Source organism: Streptococcus sp. KHUD_012 (assembly GCF_052588255.1).
Window position 1 is genome coordinate 1,758,881 of the sequence record NZ_CP159355.1, and the last position, 19,602, is coordinate 1,778,482.

Genomic DNA, 19,602 nt, shown 5'->3' on the forward strand with positions numbered 1-19,602 from the left:
GATGTCTTAAATTTCTTTTACCTTCGCTGAAATTTTACGATTTTCTTTTTTGCTCGATTGTTTAAACAAGATGAGAATCCGACCAATCTTTTGGACCGTTTCCACACCGATTTCTTCTTCCAAGATTTCTGCGACTTCATGGATATTCTCATCCGTATTTTGAAGAAGAGTCACCTTGATCAATTCGCGCGCATCAAGCGCTTGGCGCACACTGGTTTTAATTTGGTCATTGAGCCCATTCTTCCCGATTTGGATAATGGGTTTGAGGCTGTGGGCTTGGCTATTGAGGAAAGCCCGTTGTTTAGATGTTAATGTCATATTTTTACTTCCTTTTTTGATTGTTATTTTAAGTGGTGGGGACGGCCGGAACTAATTTTTCAAAGATCTCATCTTTGAAAAATGGATTTCCTCACCTCAAAATGGAGCCTTGGTCTCCATTTTGCCCTTGCCAATCTCACGATTGGCAACTACACCACGGCAATAACGATCTCTTTATGAGCTCACTTTGTTCGCTCTTCAGATATATTTTTTCCTGTTTTTTTAAATAATAGCTTTGCGGGTAACGACGGCAACGCCTTTTGGTGCCCAGACAGCTACTTTAGCTTCTCCATTGACGCGGAGCCAGCCGAGTCCTGAGATGACCAGGTCTGTCTTGTCCTTAATGGTAAACTCATGAGAAACCAAGGGTGGGAACTCTTCTTTTTCTTTGCTATTAGGTGGAGTTAGCAAGCCACCAACATGCTTGTCATAAAAGGCGGTCGCGCCCTCTAGCTTGGTTCTGTGAAGCTTGAGTTCGTTGTCAAAGAAGGCGGTGAAACCTTGTTTTTCCCCCTTAATAAAGTCAAAACGTCCCAAGCCACCCAAAAAGAGGGTTTGCTCTGGATTGAGCTGATAAGTCTTAGGCTTGATTTCCTTTTTAGGGCTGACATATTTGAGATTTTTTGCTGTCAAGTAATGAGCCATCTGGTGGCGATGGATAATCCCTGGTGTATCGTAGATGTAGGATCCATCGTCCAGTGGGATTTCAATCTTGTCCAGTGTCGTCCCTGGGAAGCGAGAAGTCGTAATGATATCCTTGTCTCCAGTGATTTCTTGGATGATTGCATTGATGAGGGTCGATTTCCCAACGTTGGTCACACCCACCACATAGACATCACGTCCCTTGCGGTACTGTTCAATCTTTTCCATTAAGTCCTTGATCGCACTCTTGTTTTGAGCAGAGGTGAGGACCACATCGACAGGACGCATGCCTTCTTCGTGGGCCCGCTCCATCAACCAATGGGTCACCTTGCTATCCTTGACAGACTTGGGCAAGATGTCTTTTTTGTTTCCGACCAAGAGAACATCATTTCCTGCTACAAAGCGTGGTAAGCCTGGGATAACAGATCCATTAAAATCAAAAATATCCACTACATTGACCACGAGAGCATCACTATCTCCTACCTCGTGAAGGAGTTTTAGGAAATCATCATCCGTCAGATGCACATCTGTTATTTCATTGTAGTGACGCAGACGGAAACAGCGTTGGCAATAAACTTCGCCTGTTTCCAAACCCTTTTCAAGAGCTGATTGGGGAGTATAGCCTAGCCCCTCTTTGTTTTCTGTCTGAATGGGGGCTCCACAGCCAATACAGAATAATTCTTCCATTCTTAAATTCCTTTTTTATATACAATTGGACCATATTTTTCGGCCATTTGCTTCATGACACGGCGTTCACGCGCCCGGTTGATCTGCGTCTTGATGGAGTCATGCTCAACCAAAGGCTTGACCAAAATCGAACGAATGCCTGCACGATGGGCAGCCCGGATATCGGTCATCAGTTGATCTCCGACCATGACCACTTCATTTTTCTCATAGTGGAAACGTTTGAGGGCACGATCAATCCCAAAAGTAAAGGGCTTGAGCGACCAGGCTTCATAGTCAATATCAAATTTCTCAACAGCGCGCTTGACCCGTTTGGGGCTATTATTAGACACCACGATAACCCGAATCCCTCCATCACGAAGGTCATGCAACCACTGGCGCATTTCAGGAGTCCCATCCGGATTATTCCAAGCAATCAAGGTATTATCCAAATCCACAAGGACCGCCTTGATACCCTGTTTTTTCAAGTCTGCAACGGTGAGATCATAGGCTGCTTCCACCGCAAAATCTGGTTTGTAATTTTCGATTGACACGTTTTTCTCCAAACATTCGTATTCTCCCCATTATAGCATAAAATAGGCTTTTTAGCACGGATGACTTGATCTCAGAGGAGAGATCTACTCATAAACAAATGGAGAAGGTCTTCCTTACTTTTTTAGACAAAAAAACTTTCCAAAAAGGAAAGTTCTAATGTTAGAGTGGAGAGCCGTTTTATTCACAATTTGGACTTTTTTCCATTCTTTTCTTCCTGCGAATTCTTATAATATATGAATTGAAGGTCGCTAACAATACTAGTAGCACCTACTTTTTCTTCTCTTTCGATATGAAGCACTTTAGAAAATTTCTGAAAATCACTTTCTTCAACACTTGGTGCAATACGAATATCTACAGATTGCCAACTATCATCTTTCACTTCATATCCAACCAAAACAATCACAAAGTCATTTCCAACCTGCTGTCGACCTGATAGCAACATGGATGCTTTTCCAAACAACGCATCATAATATGTTGGATTAGATACCGCAAATAGGATAATATCTTGTCTTTTTAATTTTCCATCAACACTGGCTATGGGAATTTTATCAATATTCTCAATCATAGGTAAAACGGTGTCACGTTTTAACCCTTCAAAACTCCATTCATTGTTATAATCTGATTTGGGATTCATGATTTTATCATAACTGTATAGATACTCCGCACCCATACTAAGAAAGAATAAGACAAAAGGAATACAAGTAACAATCAGGACACGTTTTTTATTCCCAGCTAATAGATCAAACATGACATAACTGAAATAAATTAATAACCCCCAGGAAAGTGTATTTTGATTGACGAAAGTATCTCGTACATTCGTAAAAGCTATTTCCCATAATTTCTGATGGTATAAATTTATATATTCTTCCACTACATCCTCCTCTAATATCTATGATGCTAATTCGAGCCTCAATTACATCATTATACCATCTTTTAAGGCTTTCATCACCTCCATCACCAGAGCTTACAAATAGACAAAAAAATGGTATAGTAGAAGAAAAAACTACGCGGAAGAGTTATGATAACAAAAGAAAAAAAATTGAGGGAGGTATCCCCTCTTCTCCAGCACATCATTAATTGGTCGTCCATCATTGGGGCTCTTGGGACCTTGGCCTTTTGTATCTGGGCCTACTTTTCTGGCATCCTTCAATCCAAAGAAACCTTGTCAGCTTTTATTTTGCAAGCCGGAATCTTCGGGCCACCGCTCTTTATCTTTCTTCAGATCCTTCAAACAGTGGTCCCTATTATTCCTGGCGCCCTGACATCTGTAGCAGGTGTCTTCATCTACGGCCATATTATCGGGACCATCTACAATTACATCGGGATCGTGATTGGCTGTGCCATTATCTTCCACCTAGCCAGAATGTATGGACCTAAGTTCGTCCAATCCATGGTCAGTCAGAAAACCTACGACAAGTACATTGGCTGGCTCAATGAAGGCAAGCGGTTCGATCGCTTCTTTATCTTCATGATGATCTGGCCGGTTAGTCCCGCCGACTTCATCTGTATGCTGGCAGGTCTGACCAATATGACCTTCAAACGCTACATGACCATCATCATCCTCTGTAAACCCATCACCCTCGTCATCTACACCTACGGCCTGACCTATATCATCGATTATTTCTGGAAAATGGTCTAAAAATAGGTTACTTAAACTTTTTCTCTTACAGAATCATACAAAAAACACGGCATCCCGCCGTGTTTCTGTGTTTATTTAACCAACTTCTTCATCTCATCAATACGTGCAACGGTCGCATCATATTTAGCTTGGTAGTCGGCTTGTTTGTCGCGTTCTTTTTGGACGACTTCTGGTTTGGCATTGGCTACGAAGCGTTCGTTAGAGAGCTTCTTACCGACCATATCCAGTTCTTTTTGCCATTTGGCTAATTCTTTTTCAAGACGAGCCAATTCTTCTTCAACATTGAGAAGGTCAGCAAGTGGCAAGTAGATTTCTGCGCCTGTGATGATGCTTGACATAACCAAGTCAGGCACTTCGACATCTGCTGCAATTTCCAAGTGTTCTGGGTTTGTGAAGCGTTTGATGTAGTTGACATTGTCATTGAAGAAGGCATCAAGCTTGCTGTCGCTTGTCTTGATCAAGATAGTGATTGGTTTGCTTGGTGCTACGTTCACTTCTGCACGTGAGTTACGAACGGAGCGAATCACGTCTTTAAGTGCTTCAACACCAGCTGCCGCTTCTTCGTTTTCAAACTCTGGACGAACCACTGGGTATTCCGCCGTCACGATTGTTCCTTCAGAGATTTGTCCAAAGATTTCCTCTGTCACGAATGGCATGATTGGATGAAGGAGACGAAGGATCTTGTCCAAAGTATAAAGGAGAACAGAACGTGTGATGACTTTCTCTTCTTCGTTATCGCTATAAAGGACTTCCTTGGTCAACTCAACGTACCAGTCCGCAAACTCATCCCAGATGAAGTTGTAGAGGATGTGTCCAGCTACACCAAATTCAAACTTATCAAAGTTTTCAGTGACTTTTCCGATAGTTTCATTGAGGTTGTGGAGAATCCAGCGGTCTGTGACATTTCCAGCTTCCTTGTTGACCACTTTTTCGACATTGGCAGTTGCTTGCTCGAGGGTCAAGCCTTCATTATTCATGAGGATGTAGCGAGAGATGTTCCAGATCTTGTTAATGAAGTTCCATGAAGCATCCATTTTCTCGTAAGAGAAGCGCACGTCTTGACCTGGTGCAGAACCATTTGAAAGGAACCAACGAAGGCTATCTGTTCCGTACTTATCAATAACATCCATTGGATCAATCCCGTTACCGAGAGATTTCGACATCTTGCGTCCTTGCTCATCACGAATGAGACCATGAATCAACGCATTTTTGAATGGCGGCTTGCCAGTAAATTCCAAACCTTGGAAAATCATTCGAGACACCCAGAACGGAATAATATCATAACCAGTCACCAAAGTTGATGTTGGATAATAACGTTTAAAGTCTTCTGAGTCGACATCCGGCCAGCCCATGGTAGAGAATGGCCAAAGAGCCGAACTGAACCACGTATCCAAGACGTCTTCGTCCTGAGTCCAACCGTCACCTTCTGGAGCTTCTTCGCCGACATATATTTCACCCTCAGCATTGTACCAAGCAGGGATTTGGTGACCCCACCAGAGCTGACGAGAGATGACCCAGTCATGGACATTTTCCATCCATTGGAGGAAGGTATCGTTGAAACGAGGTGGGTAGAATTCTACCTTATCATCTGTATCTTGGTTGGCAATGGCATTCTTAGCCAGTTGATCCATCTTGACGAACCACTGAGTAGACAAACGTGGTTCAACCACAACCCCTGTACGCTCTGAGTGACCAACACTGTGGACACGTTTTTCGATTTTAACAAGGGCACCGATTTCTTCCAACTTAGCAACGACTGCCTTACGAGCTTCAAAACGATCCATACCTGCAAATTCGAAGGCTAGATCGTTCATAGTTCCATCTTCGTTCATAACGTTAACTTGTGACAAGTTATGGCGTTGACCAACCAAGAAGTCATTTGGATCGTGGGCAGGCGTGATTTTCACGACACCAGTACCAAACTCAGGGTCTGCGTGCTCATCTCCAACGATTGGGATCAGTTTATTAGCGATTGGAAGAACGACATGTTTACCAATCAAATCCTTGTAGCGTGGGTCTTCTGGATTGACTGCAACCGCAACGTCCCCAAACATGGTCTCAGGACGAGTCGTCGCAACTTCAAGGGCGCGTGAACCATCTTCCAGCATGTAGTTCATGTGGTAGAAGGCACCTTCGACATCCTTGTGAATCACTTCGATATCAGAAAGGGCTGTGCGAGCTGCTGGGTCCCAGTTGATGATAAACTCACCACGGTAGATCCATCCTTTCTTGTAAAGGTCCACGAAGACCTTGCGAACGGCTTTTGACAAACCTTCATCAAGAGTGAAACGCTCACGAGAGTAGTCCACAGAGAGACCCATCTTGCCCCATTGTTCCTTGATGGTAGTGGCATATTCGTCTTTCCATTCCCAGACTTTTTCGAGGAATTTCTCACGACCCAGGTCGTAACGCGTAATACCCTCACCACGCAAGCGCTCCTCAACCTTAGCCTGAGTTGCAATCCCCGCGTGGTCCATACCAGGAAGCCAAAGGGTATCAAAACCTTGCATGCGTTTTTGACGGATGATGATATCCTGCAAAGTCGTATCCCAAGCATGACCAAGGTGGAGTTTCCCAGTTACGTTTGGTGGTGGAATCACGATGGAATAAGGCTTAGCCTTTTGATCGCCTGAAGGCTTGAAAACATCTGCGTCAAGCCATTTTTGGTAACGACCAGCCTCAACCTCGGCTGGATTGTATTTAGGTGAAAGTTCTTTAGACATGTGTTTGTCCTTTCTCTATTATTTTTATTTTATTTTGAATCTGCTTAGCAACTTCTTCTGCAGACAAATTCGTATTATTTATTTTAAAGTAGTGGTGCAACTCATTTGGTTGAAATTGAGAATTTAATTGAAGTGTTTCAGTGGTCTCTAAAATCTCTCTTTCAGATACCTCAATATGTCGTTTTAAGGGTTTGTGCTTTAATCGATTCTCCGTTCGATTTCGACGTAAGCGCTCTTCAAGACTTGTTTCCAACTCAACAAAAAGAATCTCTTGATGATAATCATCCAACAAATTCTGAATTTCCTTTAAATACATCAGATTGTACTGATTTGAAAAGTCAATTACGCCTGTTAAGATCACCGACCGATGATTCCTGGCGCTTGTTCCAAGAAAAGAAAAGTTAATTCCACGAACAAATTCCCACATTTCTTCCGTAAAATCCTGATAGATTTCGAGTGCGAAATCAATTGGTTGATGGTTGAAAAAGAGAGTCGCACCGGTTAGTTTTGAAAGTTCCTGACCAATGGTCATTTTCCCTGAGGCTGGAGCTCCAATGATAAAAACATGCATCAATCCACCTCCCACTCACTCTTCAGCAAGCCATACCTCAAATCATCACAACGATTGCCTTGAGCATCTTTGCGGTCTCGGATACGAGCTTCAAGAGTGAAACCAAGCTTCTCAGCAACTCGTTGACTTTGGACATTGTAGCCAAAGCAAGACAATTCTATCTTGTGTAGGTTTAGTTCTTTAAAAGCTAAGTCAATCAAGGCACTCGCTGCTTCTGGAACATATCCTCGACCCCAATAGTCTGGGTGCAAGGTATAGCCAATCTCCAGCACATCGTCTGCGTGGCGATGGTTGAAATCAACAGAGCCGATGAGCTTATCCGTCCCTTTGACCACAATTCCGTAACCCGCTGGGAGATTGTCCTTTTCATTGCGCTCGGGAAGGATATGCTCTAGGTAATAAATCTCATCTTCCAAGGTCTTGACGGGTGGAAAACCTGCTGGGTAGGAGACTTCTGGCAAACTGGCGTAAGCATATATGTCCTCTGCATCAGCCACTGTTCGGACTCGTAAGACTAGACGCTCCGTTTCGATTCGTTCTGGTAACTCTGCTCTTGTCATCTTCCCCCCTCGCTTTCTACAAAAAAATCGTCCCTGTCATGAATCTGACAGGGACGAATGTATTAATCCGCGGTACCACCCAATTTCGGGCAACGCCCGCATCTCTCGTCTTTTAAACAAAAAGACATTTTTATTTCAATTTTTCATCCATTAGCAACTAGTTTTGACACATTTGTGGACTTCTCAGCACCGCCACTTTCTGTAAAATGTGGGACTCAAAACACCTCTAACAGGTTCATTTTATCAAGATCTCCTGGAAATAGCAAGAAATCACAAAAGCGATTATTTAAATTTAACGCCTAGTTCTTTCAATTTCTTGATTGTAGCTGGGCCAATTCCTTTAAGGGCCAACAACTCTTTCTCCGTCCAGTTTGCGAAGTCCGCAACAGAGCGAATACCTTCATCATAGAATGTTTGCGCACGATCAAGTGCCACACCTTCCAAACTTGAAGCAAACTCTTCCACTGAAGAAGCCGCTTGTTTCACTTCTTTCGCTACTGCTTTTGTAGCTTTCTCAACTTTTTTAGGTGCTTCTTTAACAGCTGCAGTTACAGTTGCGACAGCTTTTTTCAAAAGATGTCTATTTTGATGTTTGTATTGTTTCGCACGGTTTACGTTCTTCTTTGCCATTTTTCCTCCTAAATTCAGTGATCAATTCCTAAGGCAACAAGGTTTCATCACCATCATTCCATTCAATAATCCGTTGATGTCATTTCAACTTTTTTATTGTATCACAATCCCTTAAAAAATCAAGTCATTGCTCAATTTTCAGGTAAATCTAGCCAGTAAAACGCCTTCAATAAGACCATTTTAATATTTTCTTTTACCAAAGAGGCCATCTGGTAAATCATGAAATCCTTTTCCAGCATGGAAATTTTCAAACTTCCCTTGCAAGAACTGATAAGCATCCAAACGGCTTTCATAGCGAATCATCGCGATTTTAGCTCGTTCATCCTGGTCTTCATCAAAAACCTTCTTACTTTCTTCTAGAGCCATTTCATTGATCATGACCTGGGTCTTGATCCACTCCTCAAACTCCTTCATAAACTCTGTTTCGTAACTCATCTTTACTCCATTCCTCTATAAAAATCCGTATCGATCTCCCGATAAGGTTGAATGTCCTGAACATATTCCAAGACACCTTGAAAGTCTCCAGCTTCATCACGCACTGCTGCATAGGTGACATGGACAAATTTCCCACGTGAGTCGGATTTGAACCACATTTCGTACTTGTCTTTTTTCCCTTCTCGAAGCCCCTGCATGATCGCTTTGACCTTTTCCAAGTATTTTGGCGGGTGACACAGCTCAACATTGCGTCCTACCTGCGACGGCGTTCTCTTAAAAATCATTTCCTCAAAAGGCGCAGCATCGTTGTAATATTGGAAAATATCATCCTTATTGACAAAGGTGATCTCCATCGGTAACTGGTTCAAGATCAAATTCGCTTGCTCCACAGATAGAAAGCCATTCCCAAAAGCTTGTGGCTGCTGGCGATCGAAACTCTCTTCTTTTTTCTTAGGCGTGAAGGTAATGGTCAACTGCCCATCAGGAGTCTCAATGACCTGACGGTGCTCATCGCCTTTTGAAGAAGGAAGTGGTTCAGTTGAACCTTCTGACTCTTTCGACGCTTCCTCCTTGAAGTCCACGCGTTTCGGCACCCATTTCTCACTTGGGAGAATAATGGCATAACCATAAGCATCACTTTCTTCTGCAATGGAGAGCCAGTCATCCTGGGTAAAGGCCTCCAACAAAATCATCAAGAGGATCGATTCTTCCTTGAAGATCATGCCCTCAAACTCTTGCGCAAAGGCTTCAAAGCGTTCCTTGACTTCAGAAATACTAGAATCCGGTAATATCTTGGCCGCATCCAAAATTTGCGCAAAGAGTTCCCGAATCTGGTCATCCACTCCCCACATCACTTTTGGTGGGGAATCATGCCCATATTTTTCCATAATCGGAAACATCAACTCTTCCTTACGACGGTAATGCCGATCAAATTGACCCACCAAGCCCAGCTGACGTAACAAGCCCTTCTGAATCTCCTGAATCATCTCAGGATCCTCAGTCGTCTCATAATTGTCTAGCAAGCGACGTACCCGCATCATAGCCGCACGAAGGGCTAAGTTCTCCTGTTTAAAGATTTGAACCGGATGACCTGGATGGTCGGTATCTGCAACTTCGACCCCTTGAACCGCATTTTTAAAGAGATTGGCATGGACATCACAAAGCTCCATCACATCTTCAAAAGTAACACCTGCATCGGAGTTCATCAGTTCATGCTCCATAAGAGAGATCTCAATCGCAGAAACCCCTGCAAAGGTCGCATCAAACCGTTCCTGAACCGACTCAGGGGAAGCTCCATGATGAAGCTCTAATAAGATATCTCTTAAGACGTGAATTCGTTCATCACTCATTAGTCTAGCCCCACTACTTCATAGCCATTAGTCTCTAGTGTTCTCACAATCTTCTCCATAGGAGTACCTTCTAATTTTGATCCTTGTTTTAAGGAAACCTTGCGCCCAACTGTATTGCGCATGATCGGATTGGCTAAGGGTTTAAAGCCCAACTCCACCAACAAATCCAATACCTCCGGATGTTGATCAATAACTTGAGCAACTGGAATCGATACATCAATAACATTGTCCATTTATTTATTTCCTCTACTTCTTCCCTTTATTCTCTCTCTGACGAGCCCGTTCTTCGCCCCACCAAAGAGGCATCAATTCACCTAAAGTAATGGTCTTGCGACTCTCATAATCCACCATAAATTCTAGATGACGATTCTCTGCATTTAGCTCAAGGAGAAATTCACGACAGGCCCCACAAGGCATCCCAGAACCTTCTCCATAAGGAGGCTTGTCTCGAAAAGCAATAATGCGCTTGACCTTGGTCTGTCCTGATTGTTGATACATGTTGAAAAGGGCCGCTCGTTCGGCACATAAATGAAAGACACCGCAGGTTCCTTCCATACAAAAGCCCGTAAAAATCTGACCATCTGCAGCCTCAACAGCAGCAACCACATGTCGAGCATAGACAAAATCTGAAACCTCTTGAGGCGCATAGAGAGCTTTCGCCTCAAGATAAAGTTTTTCCCAAATATCCATTCTTCTACTTTCACTTCTTCACTAACTTCACAACTGCTTCCGTCCTTGCAGTATGGGGAAACATGTCCACTGATTGAATATATTCAACCTGATAAACCTTCGTCAAAGCTACTAGATCCCGTGCCAAAGTAGAGACATTACAAGAGACATAGACCATCTTTTCAGGTGCATAGTGCAACAAGGTCTCGATTAATTTTGTCCCCAAGCCCGTACGAGGTGGATCCACGATCACAGCATTAGCCCGATAGCCTTCCTGGTACCAGCGAGGAATGATCTCTTCTGCTGTCCCAGCCTCATAGTGGGTATTCTCAAATCCCATCCGTTTGGCATTATATTTAGCATCTTCAATCGCTTCAGGAATGATATCCATCCCCCGCACACTTTTTACTCTATTCGCAAAAGCAAACCCAATCGTTCCAACCCCACAATAGGCATCAATCAGGTGATCCTCTGGAGAAACATCTAGAGCCTTGACAGCCTCACTATACAATACTTCAGTTTGTTCCGGATTCAACTGGTAAAAGGCTCGAGGAGATAGGGAGAATTCATAATCCAAAACACCTTCCAAAATGGCCTCTTCTCCCCAAATAATCTGCGTTTGTTCCCCATAGATCTCACTGGAACGAGACGTATTTTTATTAACAGCAACTGTGACAATCTCAGGGTGTTTCGTGACCAAGTCTTCCACCAAATTCTTTACGTTAATCTGACGACTGGTGACCACAATGATCTGAACCTGCCCAGACTTCCGAGCCCGTCGAACCATCATGGTTCTGACACCCAGTTCTTTACGCTCATCAGCAATTGGAATCTGATAATAGGTCAATAAATCCGCTAGATCGTTGGCGATAGCTTGAATAACCGGATCTTGAACCAAACAATCTTTTAATTCCACCAAATAATGTGAATTTTGAGCATAGAGTCCCGCCTTCACCTGGCCCTTGAATTTCCTTGTTTGAAATTGCAATTTTGCCCGATAGTAAAGAGGCTCCTGCATTCCAATTGTCGGCCGAATATCATACTGTTCAAAGCCTTCAGGTGAGAACTTCTTCAAGGCCTGTTGCAATAAATCTGTCTTAAACTCCAGCTGCTTGTCATACTTCAAATGCATGATTTGGCAACCACCACAGGTCTCATAGATATCACACATGGGCGTCACACGAAACTTAGACGCCTTATTCACAGATAGGAGTTTGGCTTCCGCAAAATTTTTCTTGACACTTGTAATTTGGCAGAAGATATCTTCTCCCTTCAAAGCACCTGGTACAAAGACAAGTGTTTTTTTATAAAAGCCAATCCCTTCTCCATTAATTCCCATTCGTTTAATTTTCAAAGGAATTTTTTGTTTTACTTTAACGTTCATATCCCTATCTTAACACATTTTTCGGTATAATAAAAACATGAAAATTACAAAACTAGAAAAGAAAAAAAGACTCTACCTCCTAGAATTAGACAGTGATCAAAAACTTTATATTACAGAAGACACCATCGTCAAATATTTCCTTTCCAAAGAGAAAGAAATCAGTGAAGAGGAACTAAAAGAAATCCAAGAGTTTGCTCAATACTCCTATGGTAAAAACCTGGCCCTTTACCATCTTTCTTTTAAAGCTCGGACAACAAAAGAAGTCAGAGACTACCTGACAAAGTATGAGATTGAAAGTGGCATTATTGATAAAGTGGTCCAACACCTAAAAGAAGACAAGTGGTTAGATGATCGTCAATATGCAAGAAACCTGATAGAAGCCAACCTTCTCAGTGGCGATAAGGGTCCTATCTTATTACAACAAAAAATTCAACAAAAAGGGATCCCAAAATCTATCCTTCAAGAAATTCTTGCAGACTATGATTTTTCAGAAGTGATCGACCGTACCGCAATAAAACTCCTAAAAAAATACCAAGGAAAATACCCGTTAAAAGCCATTGAAACGAAAATCATCCAAGCCCTCATTTCAAAAGGCTTTGCTTACAACCAAGCAAAGATAGCATTCCAAAATCTCGAGCTCGAAACAGATGAAGAAACAACCAATGAGCTCATTCTAAAAGAGTTAGAAAAACAATACCGTAAATACAGTAAAAAATATGAAGGCTATGACCTCAAACAACGCTTGACTCAGGCACTAGCCAGAAAAGGCTACGATTATAGTGATATAACGTCAACCATTAGAGAATACTTAGATTCATAAACCAAATTGAAAATTAAATAGAAAAATAAGAAAAAATTTGAAAAAATATGATACAATATAGAGGATATACTTAGATTGTAGAAAGTTGGTAAGTTATGAAACTACCTAAAGAAGGCGACTTTATTACAATTCAAAGTTATAAACATGATGGCAGTTTACACCGTACATGGCGTGACACCATGGTATTAAAGATAACCGAAAATGCAATTATTGGAGTAAATGATCATACACTTGTTACTGAAAGTGATGGTAGACGTTGGATTACACGTGAACCAGCGATCGTATATTTCCATAAAAAATATTGGTTTAACATCATCGCCATGATCCGTGACAATGGTGTGTCTTACTACTGTAACCTAGCAAGTCCTTTTCACATTGACCAAGAAGCCTTAAAATATATCGACTATGATCTCGATGTCAAAGTCTTTACCAATGGTGAAAAAAAATTGTTAGATGTTGAAGAATACGAGCAGCATAAAGAAAAAATGCACTATTCAGATGACATCGACTTTATTTTAAAGGAAAATGTTAAGGTTCTAGTAGATTGGATAAACCAAAACAAAGGTCCTTTTTCTGAGGAATATATCAAAATTTGGTATAACCGTTATGTTGAACTGCGAAATAAATAAAGTTGAAAAGAGCGCAAGCTCTTTTTTCTTGAAAATTAATAAAAAAATAACTACAAAAAAAGTCTAATGTCAACCATTAGACTTTTTCGATACACTATCGGGAAGACAGGATTCGAACCTGCGACACCTTGGTCCCAAACCAAGTACTCTACCAAGCTGAGCTACTTCCCGATCTAAAGCTACCGCTTTATGCACCCTAGAGGAGTCGAACCTCTAACCGCCTGATTCGTAGTCAGGTACTCTATCCAGTTGAGCTAAGGGTGCTCGTTCCTATTCAATTATTACATAGCCTTGCGACCATGCACCCTAGAGGAGTCGAACCTCTAACCGCCTGATTCGTAGTCAGGTACTCTATCCAGTTGAGCTAAGGGTGCTTCTTTCAACCTTTGTCTATGCCGAGGACCGGAATCGAACCGGTACGATCGTTACCAATCGCAGGATTTTAAGTCCTGTGCGTCTGCCAGTTCCGCCACCCCGGCCTCCTCAAGCGAACGACGGGATTCGAACCCGCGACCCCCACCTTGGCAAGGTGGTGTTCTACCACTGAACTACGTTCGCATTGCTTTCTTTATATAAAAAAATGCCGGCTACATGACTTGAACACGCGACCCTCTGATTACAAATCAGATGCTCTACCAACTGAGCTAAGCCGGCTCATTATTATTCTCTTATGCGGGTTAAGGGACTTGAACCCCCACGCCGTAAAGCGCCAGATCCTAAATCTGGTGCGTCTGCCAATTCCGCCAAACCCGCAAAATATGACCCGTACTGGGCTCGAACCAGTGACCCATTGATTAAAAGTCAATTGCTCTACCAACTGAGCTAACGAGTCTTAAAATAATTTTCATTATCTTAACGGTCCCGACGGGAATCGAACCCGCGATCTTCGCCGTGACAGGGCGACGTGATAACCGCTACACTACGGGACCTATGGGAGTTAACGGGATCGAACCGCTGACCCTCTGCTTGTAAGGCAGATGCTCTCCCAGCTGAGCTAAACTCCCAAATGAGCCTAGTATCTACTAGGCTCAATCTCTTGCTAAGCGACTACCTTATCTCACAGGGGGCAACCCCCAACTACTTCCGGCGTTCTAGGGCTTAACTGCTGTGTTCGGCATGGGTACAGGTGTATCTCCTAGGCTATCGTCACTTAACTCTGAATGATTAAACATTCAAAATTGAACATCTATATTCTAACAAGTTAACCTTTCGTTGTCAATATCTTCTGACTCTTTGGATAAGTCCTCGAGCTATTAGTATTAGTCCGCTCCATTGCTCACACAACTTCCACTCCTAACCTATCTACCTGATCTTCTCTCAGGGCTCTTACTGATATAAAATCATGGGAAATCTCATCTTGAGGTGGGTTTCACACTTAGATGCTTTCAGCGTTTATCCCTTCCCTACATAGCTACCCAGCGATGCCTCTGGCGAGACAACTGGTACACCAGCGGTAAGTCCACTCTGGTCCTCTCGTACTAGGAGCAGATCCTCTCAAATTTCCTACGCCCGCGACGGATAGGGACCGAACTGTCTCACGACGTTCTGAACCCAGCTCGCGTGCCGCTTTAATGGGCGAACAGCCCAACCCTTGGGACCGACTACAGCCCCAGGATGCGACGAGCCGACATCGAGGTGCCAAACCTCCCCGTCGATGTGAACTCTTGGGGGAGATAAGCCTGTTATCCCCAGGGTAGCTTTTATCCGTTGAGCGATGGCCCTTCCATACGGAACCACCGGATCACTAAGCCCGACTTTCGTCCCTGCTCGAGTTGTAGCTCTCGCAGTCAAGCTCCCTTATACCTTTACACTCTGCGAATGATTTCCAACCATTCTGAGGGAACCTTTGGGCGCCTCCGTTACCTTTTAGGAGGCGACCGCCCCAGTCAAACTGCCCGTCAGACACTGTCTCCGTAGATGATGAACCTACCGGGTTAGAGTGGCCATAACACAAGGGTAGTATCCCAACAACGCCTCCATCGAAACTGGCGTCCCGATCTCTATGGCTCCTACCTATCCTGTACATGTGGCACAGACACTCAATATCAAACTGCAGTAAAGCTCCATGGGGTCTTTCCGTCCTGTCGCGGGTAACCTGCATCTTCACAGGTACTAAAATTTCACCGAGTCTCTCGTTGAGACAGTGCCCAAATCATTACGCCTTTCGTGCGGGTCGGAACTTACCCGACAAGGAATTTCGCTACCTTAGGACCGTTATAGTTACGGCCGCCGTTTACTGGGGCTTCAATTCATACCTTCGCTTACGCTAAGCACTCCTCTTAACCTTCCAGCACCGGGCAGGCGTCACCCCCTATACATCATCTTACGATTTAGCAGAGAGCTGTGTTTTTGATAAACAGTTGCTTGGGCCTATTCACTGCGGCTGACTTAAAGCCAGCACCCCTTCTCCCGAAGTTACGGGGTCATTTTGCCGAGTTCCTTAACGAGAGTTCTCTCGCTCACCTGAGGCTACTCGCCTCGACTACCTGTGTCGGTTTGCGGTACGGGTAGAGTATGTTTAAACGCTAGAAGCTTTTCTTGGCAGTGTGACGTCACTAACTTCGCTACTAAACTTCGCTCCCCATCACAGCTCAATGTTATAGAATTAAGCATTTAACTCAATTCACACCTCACTGCTTAGACGTGCACTTCCAGTCGCACGCTTTAGTTAGCCTACTGCGTCCCTCCTTCACTACATACTCTAGTACAGGAATATCAACCTGTTGTCCATCGGATACACCTTTCGGTCTCTCCTTAGGTCCCGACTAACCCAGGGCGGACGAGCCTTCCCCTGGAAACCTTAGTCTTACGGTGGACAGGATTCTCACCTGTCTTTCGCTACTCATACCGGCATTCTCACTTCTATGCGTTCCAGCGCTCCTCACGGTACACCTTCTCCACACATAGAACGCTCTCCTACCATACCTATAAAGGTATCCACAGCTTCGGTAAATTGTTTTAGCCCCGGTACATTTTCGGCGCAGGGTCACTCGACTAGTGAGCTATTACGCACTCTTTGAATGAATAGCTGCTTCTAAGCTAACATCCTAGTTGTCTGTGCAACCCCACATCCTTTTCCACTTAACAATTATTTTGGGACCTTAGCTGGTGGTCTGGGCTGTTTCCCTTTCGACTACGGATCTTAGCACTCGCAGTCTGACTGCCGACCATAATTCATTGGCATTCGGAGTTTATCTGAGATTGGTAATCCGGGATGGACCCCTCACCCAAACAGTGCTCTACCTCCAAGAATCTTAATGTCGACGCTAGCCCTAAAGCTATTTCGGAGAGAACCAGCTATCTCCAAGTTCGTTTGGAATTTCTCCGCTACCCACAAGTCATCCAAGCACTTTTCAACGTGCCCTGGTTCGGTCCTCCAGTGAGTTTTACCTCACCTTCAACCTGCTCATGGGTAGGTCACATGGTTTCGGGTCTACGACATAATACTAATGCGCCCTATTCAGACTCGGTTTCCCTGCGGCTCCGTCTCTTCAACTTAACCTCGCATCATATCGTAACTCGCCGGTTCATTCTACAAAAGGCACGCTCTCACCCATTAACGGGCTCGAACTTGTTGTAGGCACACGGTTTCAGGTTCTATTTCACTCCCCTCCCGGGGTGCTTTTCACCTTTCCCTCACGGTACTGGTTCACTATCGGTCACTAGAGAGTATTTAGGGTTGGGAGATGGTCCTCCCAGATTCCGACGGGATTTCTCGTGTCCCGCCGTACTCAGGATACTGCTAGGTATAAAGACTATTTCGAATACGAGGCTCTTACTCTCTTTGGCTGACCTTCCCATGTCATTCTTCTATAATCTTTAAGTCCACATTGCAGTCCTACAACCCCGAAGAGTAAACTCTTCGGTTTGCCCTCCTGCCGTTTCGCTCGCCGCTACTCAGGCAATCGCTTTTGCTTTCTCTTCCTGCAGCTACTTAGATGTTTCAGTTCACTGCGTCTTCCTCTACCTATCCTTAACAGATAGGAGTACTAGCCATCAGCTAGTGGGTTCCCCCATTCGGACATCTCTGGATCGTCGCTTACTTACAGCTCCCCAAAGCATTTCGTCGTTTGTCACGTCCTTCTTCGGCTTCTAGTGCCAAGGCATCCACCGTGCGCCCTTATTAACTTAACCTTATTTTTGGTCTTACGACCTAAACTCTTTAAATATTTACAGCGTTTCGGTTTATTTTCTTGTTACTATTTGATATAGATATTCAATTTTCAATGTTCAATCTTAACACCCTTACAGTGTTAATGGAGCCTAGCGGGATCGAACCGCTGACCTCCTGCGTGCAAAGCAGGCGCTCTCCCAGCTGAGCTAAGGCCCCACAAGACCTCTCAAAACTAAACAAGACCAACGTACAGGTTTCCATTTCCTTAGAAAGGAGGTGATCCAGCCGCACCTTCCGATACGGCTACCTTGTTACGACTTCACCCCAATCATCTATCCCACCTTAGGCGGCTGGCTCCAAATGGTTACCTCACCGACTTCGGGTGTTACAAACTCTCGTGGTGTGACGGGCGGTGTGTACAAGGCCCGGGAACGTATTCACCGCGGCGTGCTGATCCGCGATTACTAGCGATTCCGACTTCATGTAGGCGAGTTGCAGCCTACAATCCGAACTGAGACTGGCTTTAAGAGATTAGCTTGCCGTCACCGACTCGCGACTCGTTGTACCAGCCATTGTAGCACGTGTGTAGCCCAGGTCATAAGGGGCATGATGATTTGACGTCATCCCCACCTTCCTCCGGTTTATTACCGGCAGTCTCGCTAGAGTGCCCAACTGAATGATGGCAACTAACAATAGGGGTTGCGCTCGTTGCGGGACTTAACCCAACATCTCACGACACGAGCTGACGACAACCATGCACCACCTGTCACCTCTGTCCCGAAGGAAAACTCTATCTCTAGAGCGGTCAGAGGGATGTCAAGACCTGGTAAGGTTCTTCGCGTTGCTTCGAATTAAACCACATGCTCCACCGCTTGTGCGGGCCCCCGTCAATTCCTTTGAGTTTCAACCTTGCGGTCGTACTCCCCAGGCGGAGTGCTTAATGCGTTAGCTGCGGCACTGAGTCCCGGAAAGGACCCAACACCTAGCACTCATCGTTTACGGCGTGGACTACCAGGGTATCTAATCCTGTTTGCTCCCCACGCTTTCGAGCCTCAGCGTCAGTTACAGACCAGAGAGCCGCTTTCGCCACCGGTGTTCCTCCATATATCTACGCATTTCACCGCTACACATGGAATTCCACTCTCCCCTTCTGCACTCAAGTTAAACAGTTTCCAAAGCGTACTATGGTTAAGCCACAGCCTTTAACTTCAGACTTATCTAACCGCCTGCGCTCGCTTTACGCCCAATAAATCCGGATAACGCTCGGGACCTACGTATTACCGCGGCTGCTGGCACGTAGTTAGCCGTCCCTTTCTGGTAAGTTACCGTCACAGTGTGAACTTTCCACTCTCACACTCGTTCTTCTCTTACAACAGAGCTTTACGATCCGAAAACCTTCTTCACTCACGCGGCGTTGCTCGGTCAGGGTTGCCCCCATTGCCGAAGATTCCCTACTGCTGCCTCCCGTAGGAGTCTGGGCCGTGTCTCAGTCCCAGTGTGGCCGATCACCCTCTCAGGTCGGCTATGTATCGTCGCCTTGGTGAGCCGTTACCTCACCAACTAGCTAATACAACGCAGGTCCATCTCTTAGTGATGCAATTGCACCTTTCAAATCAATATCATGCGATATCGACTTTTATGCGGTATTAGCTATCGTTTCCAATAGTTATCCCCCGCTAAGAGGCAGGTTACCTACGCGTTACTCACCCGTTCGCAACTCATCCGCTCGGTGCAAGCACCAAGCTTCAGCGTTCTACTTGCATGTATTAGGCACGCCGCCAGCGTTCATCCTGAGCCAGGATCAAACTCTCATTAAAATAATTGTTTGTCTTAAACTCATTCTGTCACTGACAGATTTATTGTTTTTTATTGTTCAGTTACTATAACCTTAGTTATAGCGC

The 19,602-nt window shown here is 44.4% G+C and carries 16 protein-coding genes, 11 tRNA genes and 3 rRNA genes; 3 read left to right on the plus strand and 27 right to left on the minus strand.

Features of this window, described 5'->3' with window-relative positions; all coding sequences use genetic code 11:
- Positions 1 to 6: 6 nt before the first annotated feature.
- The 4 genes from yhbY to ABVF55_RS08525 all read right to left on the minus strand — a co-directional run bounded on the left by yhbY (position 7) and on the right by ABVF55_RS08525 (position 3,049).
- A complete protein-coding gene (gene yhbY, locus ABVF55_RS08510) occupies positions 7 to 318 on the minus strand; it encodes a ribosome assembly RNA-binding protein YhbY (protein WP_003005853.1) in 312 nt (103 codons plus the stop codon).
- 222 nt (positions 319 to 540) lie between these two features.
- The gene (gene yqeH / locus ABVF55_RS08515) at positions 541 to 1,647 is read right to left on the minus strand and encodes a ribosome biogenesis GTPase YqeH (RefSeq protein WP_045759147.1); all 1,107 of its coding nucleotides are present in this window, start codon (positions 1,645 to 1,647) and stop codon (positions 541 to 543) included.
- A 2-nt stretch (positions 1,648 to 1,649) separates the two neighbouring features.
- Positions 1,650 to 2,177, minus strand: a complete 528-nt coding sequence (locus ABVF55_RS08520; RefSeq protein ID WP_045759146.1) for a YqeG family HAD IIIA-type phosphatase — start codon at positions 2,175 to 2,177, stop codon at positions 1,650 to 1,652.
- Positions 2,178 to 2,359: 182 nt separating this feature from the next.
- Positions 2,360 to 3,049 (minus strand): hypothetical protein, encoded by a 690-nt coding sequence (locus tag ABVF55_RS08525; protein WP_052690129.1) that lies wholly within the window; start codon positions 3,047 to 3,049, stop codon positions 2,360 to 2,362.
- Positions 3,050 to 3,196: 147 nt separating this feature from the next.
- Between ABVF55_RS08525 and ABVF55_RS08530 the strand changes: the two genes are divergently transcribed.
- On the plus strand, positions 3,197 to 3,817 hold the full coding sequence (locus ABVF55_RS08530; RefSeq protein WP_045759145.1) for a TVP38/TMEM64 family protein: 621 nt from the start codon (positions 3,197 to 3,199) through the stop codon (positions 3,815 to 3,817).
- A 71-nt stretch (positions 3,818 to 3,888) separates the two neighbouring features.
- Here ABVF55_RS08530 and ABVF55_RS08535 read toward each other — a convergent pair whose 3' ends face one another.
- The 9 genes from ABVF55_RS08535 to rlmD all read right to left on the minus strand — a co-directional run bounded on the left by ABVF55_RS08535 (position 3,889) and on the right by rlmD (position 12,138).
- A complete protein-coding gene (locus ABVF55_RS08535) occupies positions 3,889 to 6,540 on the minus strand; it encodes a valine--tRNA ligase (protein ID WP_445285229.1) in 2,652 nt (883 codons plus the stop codon).
- The gene (locus tag ABVF55_RS08540) at positions 6,533 to 7,111 is read right to left on the minus strand and encodes an AAA family ATPase (protein WP_270288869.1); all 579 of its coding nucleotides are present in this window, start codon (positions 7,109 to 7,111) and stop codon (positions 6,533 to 6,535) included. Before ABVF55_RS08540 ends, ABVF55_RS08535 begins: the two co-directional genes overlap by 8 nt.
- Positions 7,111 to 7,671, minus strand: coding sequence for a GNAT family N-acetyltransferase (locus tag ABVF55_RS08545; protein ID WP_445285230.1), 561 nt, complete (start codon positions 7,669 to 7,671; stop codon positions 7,111 to 7,113). The genes ABVF55_RS08540 and ABVF55_RS08545 overlap by 1 nt, the downstream gene beginning before the upstream one ends.
- Before the next feature lie 282 nt (positions 7,672 to 7,953).
- On the minus strand, positions 7,954 to 8,301 hold the full coding sequence (locus ABVF55_RS08550) for a helix-hairpin-helix domain-containing protein (protein ID WP_195623311.1): 348 nt from the start codon (positions 8,299 to 8,301) through the stop codon (positions 7,954 to 7,956).
- Positions 8,302 to 8,481: 180 nt separating this feature from the next.
- The gene (locus tag ABVF55_RS08555) at positions 8,482 to 8,736 is read right to left on the minus strand and encodes a DUF1912 family protein (protein ID WP_070594357.1); all 255 of its coding nucleotides are present in this window, start codon (positions 8,734 to 8,736) and stop codon (positions 8,482 to 8,484) included.
- Between the two features lie 2 nt (positions 8,737 to 8,738).
- The gene (locus ABVF55_RS08560; protein ID WP_445285231.1) at positions 8,739 to 10,085 is read right to left on the minus strand and encodes a DUF438 domain-containing protein; all 1,347 of its coding nucleotides are present in this window, start codon (positions 10,083 to 10,085) and stop codon (positions 8,739 to 8,741) included.
- Positions 10,085 to 10,318: a DUF1858 domain-containing protein gene (locus ABVF55_RS08565; RefSeq protein WP_445285232.1), complete on the minus strand. Its 234-nt coding sequence runs from the start codon at positions 10,316 to 10,318 to the stop codon at positions 10,085 to 10,087. The genes ABVF55_RS08560 and ABVF55_RS08565 overlap by 1 nt, the downstream gene beginning before the upstream one ends.
- 13 nt (positions 10,319 to 10,331) lie before the next feature.
- Complete coding sequence (locus tag ABVF55_RS08570; RefSeq protein ID WP_070673735.1) at positions 10,332 to 10,775, minus strand: cytidine deaminase family protein; 444 nt, start codon at positions 10,773 to 10,775, stop codon at positions 10,332 to 10,334.
- A 10-nt stretch (positions 10,776 to 10,785) separates the two neighbouring features.
- Positions 10,786 to 12,138: a 23S rRNA (uracil(1939)-C(5))-methyltransferase RlmD gene (gene rlmD / locus ABVF55_RS08575; protein WP_254728040.1), complete on the minus strand. Its 1,353-nt coding sequence runs from the start codon at positions 12,136 to 12,138 to the stop codon at positions 10,786 to 10,788.
- Positions 12,139 to 12,175: 37 nt separating this feature from the next.
- On the opposite strand from rlmD, the gene recX reads away from it, so the two are divergent.
- Together recX and ntdP are read left to right on the plus strand one after the other, a co-directional pair.
- Positions 12,176 to 12,958: a recombination regulator RecX gene (recX, locus tag ABVF55_RS08580; protein WP_254728042.1), complete on the plus strand. Its 783-nt coding sequence runs from the start codon at positions 12,176 to 12,178 to the stop codon at positions 12,956 to 12,958.
- Between the two features lie 95 nt (positions 12,959 to 13,053).
- The gene (gene ntdP / locus ABVF55_RS08585) at positions 13,054 to 13,587 is read left to right on the plus strand and encodes a nucleoside tri-diphosphate phosphatase (RefSeq protein WP_003005798.1); all 534 of its coding nucleotides are present in this window, start codon (positions 13,054 to 13,056) and stop codon (positions 13,585 to 13,587) included.
- Positions 13,588 to 13,684: 97 nt separating this feature from the next.
- On the opposite strand, the gene ABVF55_RS08590 is transcribed toward ntdP, so the two are convergent.
- The 14 genes from ABVF55_RS08590 to ABVF55_RS08655 form a co-directional block, all read right to left on the minus strand.
- Positions 13,685 to 13,758, minus strand: a tRNA-Pro gene (locus ABVF55_RS08590).
- A 19-nt stretch (positions 13,759 to 13,777) separates the two neighbouring features.
- A tRNA-Arg gene (locus ABVF55_RS08595) sits at positions 13,778 to 13,851 on the minus strand.
- A 36-nt stretch (positions 13,852 to 13,887) separates the two neighbouring features.
- A tRNA-Arg gene (locus ABVF55_RS08600) sits at positions 13,888 to 13,961 on the minus strand.
- 19 nt (positions 13,962 to 13,980) lie between these two features.
- Positions 13,981 to 14,066: transfer RNA gene (locus ABVF55_RS08605), tRNA-Leu, on the minus strand.
- Between the two features lie 7 nt (positions 14,067 to 14,073).
- Positions 14,074 to 14,145 (minus strand) — tRNA-Gly (locus ABVF55_RS08610).
- A 23-nt stretch (positions 14,146 to 14,168) separates the two neighbouring features.
- A tRNA-Thr gene (locus tag ABVF55_RS08615) sits at positions 14,169 to 14,241 on the minus strand.
- Between the two features lie 17 nt (positions 14,242 to 14,258).
- Positions 14,259 to 14,340, minus strand: a tRNA-Leu gene (locus ABVF55_RS08620).
- A gap of 6 nt (positions 14,341 to 14,346) precedes the next feature.
- A tRNA-Lys gene (locus ABVF55_RS08625) sits at positions 14,347 to 14,419 on the minus strand.
- Between the two features lie 24 nt (positions 14,420 to 14,443).
- A tRNA-Asp gene (locus ABVF55_RS08630) sits at positions 14,444 to 14,516 on the minus strand.
- Between the two features lie 2 nt (positions 14,517 to 14,518).
- A tRNA-Val gene (locus tag ABVF55_RS08635) sits at positions 14,519 to 14,591 on the minus strand.
- 34 nt (positions 14,592 to 14,625) lie between these two features.
- Positions 14,626 to 14,741 (minus strand): 5S ribosomal RNA (gene rrf, locus ABVF55_RS08640).
- Between the two features lie 79 nt (positions 14,742 to 14,820).
- Positions 14,821 to 17,721, minus strand: a 23S ribosomal RNA gene (locus ABVF55_RS08645).
- 123 nt (positions 17,722 to 17,844) lie between these two features.
- A tRNA-Ala gene (locus ABVF55_RS08650) sits at positions 17,845 to 17,917 on the minus strand.
- 53 nt (positions 17,918 to 17,970) lie between these two features.
- Positions 17,971 to 19,518 (minus strand): 16S ribosomal RNA (locus ABVF55_RS08655).
- The 16S, 23S and 5S rRNA genes sit together here with 11 tRNA genes alongside, the layout of an rRNA operon.
- Positions 19,519 to 19,602: the final 84 nt, after the last annotated feature.

Coding starts and splice junctions, on each gene's coding strand:
- ABVF55_RS08535 (WP_445285229.1), bottom strand. CDS start 6,540: ATGTCTAAAGAACTTTCACCTAAATACAATCCAGCCGAGGTTGAGGCT.
- ABVF55_RS08560 (WP_445285231.1), bottom strand. CDS start 10,085: ATGAGTGATGAACGAATTCACGTCTTAAGAGATATCTTATTAGAGCTT.
- ABVF55_RS08540 (WP_270288869.1), bottom strand. CDS start 7,111: ATGCATGTTTTTATCATTGGAGCTCCAGCCTCAGGGAAAATGACCATT.
- ABVF55_RS08570 (WP_070673735.1), bottom strand. CDS start 10,775: ATGGATATTTGGGAAAAACTTTATCTTGAGGCGAAAGCTCTCTATGCG.
- ABVF55_RS08530 (WP_045759145.1), top strand. CDS start 3,197: ATGATAACAAAAGAAAAAAAATTGAGGGAGGTATCCCCTCTTCTCCAG.
- rlmD (WP_254728040.1), bottom strand. CDS start 12,138: ATGAACGTTAAAGTAAAACAAAAAATTCCTTTGAAAATTAAACGAATG.
- ABVF55_RS08550 (WP_195623311.1), bottom strand. CDS start 8,301: ATGGCAAAGAAGAACGTAAACCGTGCGAAACAATACAAACATCAAAAT.
- yhbY (WP_003005853.1), bottom strand. CDS start 318: ATGACATTAACATCTAAACAACGGGCTTTCCTCAATAGCCAAGCCCAC.
- ABVF55_RS08565 (WP_445285232.1), bottom strand. CDS start 10,318: ATGGACAATGTTATTGATGTATCGATTCCAGTTGCTCAAGTTATTGAT.
- ntdP (WP_003005798.1), top strand. CDS start 13,054: ATGAAACTACCTAAAGAAGGCGACTTTATTACAATTCAAAGTTATAAA.
- yqeH (WP_045759147.1), bottom strand. CDS start 1,647: ATGGAAGAATTATTCTGTATTGGCTGTGGAGCCCCCATTCAGACAGAA.
- ABVF55_RS08545 (WP_445285230.1), bottom strand. CDS start 7,671: ATGACAAGAGCAGAGTTACCAGAACGAATCGAAACGGAGCGTCTAGTC.
- recX (WP_254728042.1), top strand. CDS start 12,176: ATGAAAATTACAAAACTAGAAAAGAAAAAAAGACTCTACCTCCTAGAA.
- ABVF55_RS08555 (WP_070594357.1), bottom strand. CDS start 8,736: ATGAGTTACGAAACAGAGTTTATGAAGGAGTTTGAGGAGTGGATCAAG.